The organism is Streptomyces sp. NRRL S-31 (assembly GCF_000718775.1).
Lineage (GTDB): Bacteria > Actinomycetota > Actinomycetes > Streptomycetales > Streptomycetaceae > Streptomyces.
Window position 1 is genome coordinate 1 of the sequence record NZ_JOCB01000195.1, and the last position, 3,219, is coordinate 3,219.

The 3,219-nt window shown below is 73.5% G+C and carries 2 protein-coding genes; both read left to right on the top strand.

The window, feature by feature from the left end; all coding sequences use genetic code 11:
* The coding region (locus tag IF37_RS0138020; protein WP_216725873.1) for a type I polyketide synthase at nucleotides 1-2,550 on the top strand (2,550 nt) is incomplete at its 5' end.
* Nucleotides 2,551-2,552: 2 nt separating this feature from the next.
* The coding region (locus tag IF37_RS0138025; protein ID WP_030754167.1) for a beta-ketoacyl synthase N-terminal-like domain-containing protein at nucleotides 2,553-3,219 on the top strand (667 nt) is incomplete at its 3' end.

Below are 3,219 nucleotides of genomic sequence, written 5' to 3' on the forward strand. Positions count from 1 at the left end.
TGGATGCCACCCGTGACCACACCGGCGGGGACGTTGAGCGCGCGGGTGCCCTCGTATCCCTTCCAGCACCAGCACTACTGGCTCCAGCCCACCACCCCGGCACCGACCGGTGACGGCCGGATCGACCACCCGCTGCTGCGGGACGCCATGGAACTCCCCGACGACAACGGCGTGGTGCTGACGGGCCAACTCGCCACCGCCGCGCAGCCGTGGCTCACCGAACACGTCATCTCGGGCTCGCCCCTGCTGCCCGCCGCGGCCTTCGTGGACCTGGCGCTCCGGGCCGGCGAACACGTCGGCTGCCCGGCGGTCGAGGACCTGACGCTGGAGACACCGCTGGTGGTCGCGGACGGCGTGCAGGTGTCCGTGACCGTCGGCCCCGACCGGGCGGACCGGCGCAGTGTCTCGATCCACTCGCGCGCAGACGGCGAGTGGGTACGGCACGCGACCGGGACCCTGGGCGCCGTACCCGTCGCACCACGGGAGTCCTGGGCACGGCAGTGGCCGCCGCACGCCGAAGCCGTCGACCTCGACGCCTTCTACGACAACCTGGCCGACGCCGGATTCGCCTACGGCACGGCCTTCCAAGGTCTGCGAGCGGCCTGGCGCGACGGCGACACCCTCTACGCGGAGGTGGCCGTACCCCCCGGCGACACCCGGTTCGCCCTGCACCCCGCCCTGCTCGACGCCGCGATCCAGACCGTGACCGTCGCCGACGACCGGGCGAAGATGCCCTTCTCCTTCGCCGGGATCTCCTGGTGGCGCGGCGCCGAGCACGCCAGGGTCCGGCTGACCCTGACCGGCCAGAACACCTGCGCGATCGGCCTCGCCGACCAGTCGGGCGCGCCGGTCGCCGAGATCGCCTCGCTGACCCTGCGCCGGCCGGCCGGGGCCACCACGCAGGACGTGCCGTACCAGGTGGCGTGGCCGGTCCTGGAGGCGGCGACCACCGGACCGGACATCCCGGTCCACCACGCCACATCGCCCGTCGAGACCCTGCGGGTGATCCAGGACTTCCTCACCACGGACACCCCGCGCATGGTGATCGCCACGCGCAACGCCGTGCCGGTTCGGCCGGGCGAGGACGTCGACCCGGAGGCCACCGCCGTCTGGGGCCTGGTCAGGTCGGCCGCCACCGAGCACCCCGGCCGGTTCGTGCTGGTCGACGGCGACGACGGCGACGAGGTCCGGCTGGCCGGCGACGAACCCCAGCTCGCGATCCGCGCAGGCGCCGTTCACGTCCCCCGCCTCCAACGGGCGCGCACCGAACCGCTGCCCTCGCCGCTCAGCCCCGAGGGCACGGTGCTCGTCACCGGCGGCACCGGCACCCTGGGCGGCACGATCGCCCGCCACCTCGCCGTACGGCACGGCGTGCGGCACCTGCTGCTGGTCAGCCGGAGCGGCCCGGACGCCCCCGGCGCGGACGCGCTGACCACTGACCTGGCCGCGCTGGGCGCGACCGCCGCCATCGTGGCGTGTGACGTGTCCGACCGCGAGGCGGTGGCGCGGCTGCTCGCCGAACACCCGGTCACCTCAGTGATCCACGCCGCGGGCACGCTGGCCGACACCGTCGTGGAATCCCTCACCCCGCAGCGGTTCGCGCGCGTGTGGGAGCCGAAGGCCCTCGCGGCGCGGCACCTCCACGAACTGACCTCGGACCTGGAGGCGTTCGTGCTGTTCTCGTCGGCGGCCGGTGTGCTGGGCGGCGCGGGCCAGGCGAACTACGCGGCGGCGAACGCGTACCTCGACGGCCTCGCCGCGCACCGGCAGGCCCAGGGACAGCCGGCCGTGTCGCTCGCCTGGGGCTACTGGGCGGAGGCCAGCGGCATGACCGGAGGTCTTACCGCCACCGACCGGCACCGCCTGGCCAGGGCCGGCGTACGGCCGCTGCCGACGACGGACGCGCTGGCCCTGTTCGACGCCGCGTTGACCGCGGACACCCCCACCCTCGCCCCCGTCAGGTTCGACCTGCCGGCGCTGCGCCGCGCCGGCGACCCGCCCGCCCTGCTGCGGGAGCTGGTACGGCCCCGGCGCAGGCAGGCCGCCGACCGCGTGTGGACACAGGCCGACCTGCTGCGACTCGTCGTGGGCCAGGTCGCCCTCGTCCTGGGGCACTCGTCACCGGAGGCGGTCAACCCCGACCAGGCGTTCACCGACATCGGGTTCGACTCGCTCACCGCCGTGGAACTGCGCAACCAGCTCGACGCGGACACCGGCCTGCGCCTGCCCGCCACGCTCGTCTTCGACCACCCGACACCGGCCCGCCTCGCCGCCTTCGTGCACACACGGCTGCACGGCACCCGACCCGACCCCCTGCTCGCCGAACTCGACCAGCTCAAGTCCACCCTGGACGCGGCAGCCGCCGACGCCGACTACGAGACCGTCGCGGCCCGCCTCGAAGGACTCCTCGCGGCCTGGACCGCCAAACGTACCGGCTCCGCGGCCGGTGTCGACGAGGCCAGCGACGACGAACTGTTCAGTCTTCTGGACGATGCGCACCGCAGGACCGAGGTCATCCGCTCGGGCGAGTCCCGCAACGCTGAGGAGTAGCGATGTCCGACGAAGAGAAGCTCCGCACTTACCTCAAGCGCGCCACGGCCGACCTGGGAGTGCTCAGCAGGCGCCTCGCCGACATGGAGGAGGCCGCGCGCGAGCCGATCGCGATCATCGGCATGGGCTGCCGCTACCCGGGTGGAGTGGAGTCCCCGGACGGCCTGTGGCGGCTCGTCTCGGACGGTGCCGACGCGATCACCGAATTCCCGCCGGACCGTGGATGGGACGTCGTCTACGACCCCGACCCGGACCGGCCGGGCACGACCTACAGCCGATCGGGCGGCTTCCTCGCCGACGGCGCCGACTTCGACGCCGGGTTCTTCGGCATCTCGCCGCGCGAGGCACTGGCGATGGACCCGCAGCAGCGGGTGCTGCTGGAAACAGCCTGGGAGACCTTCGAACACGCCGGCATCGATCCGACCACACTCGGCGGCAGCCGCACAGCCGTGTTCACCGGTCTGTGGTCCTCCGGCTACGGCAACCAGCCGCCGCCGGACCTCGAAGGTTTCCTCGCCACAGGAACGGCCACGAGCGCCACGTCCGGGCGGGTGTCGTATCTGCTGGGGTTGGAGGGTCCGGCGGTGTCGGTGGACACGGCGTGTTCGTCGTCGCTGGTGGCGATCCATCTGGCGGCGCAGGCGCTGCGGGCGGGGGAGTGTTCGCTGG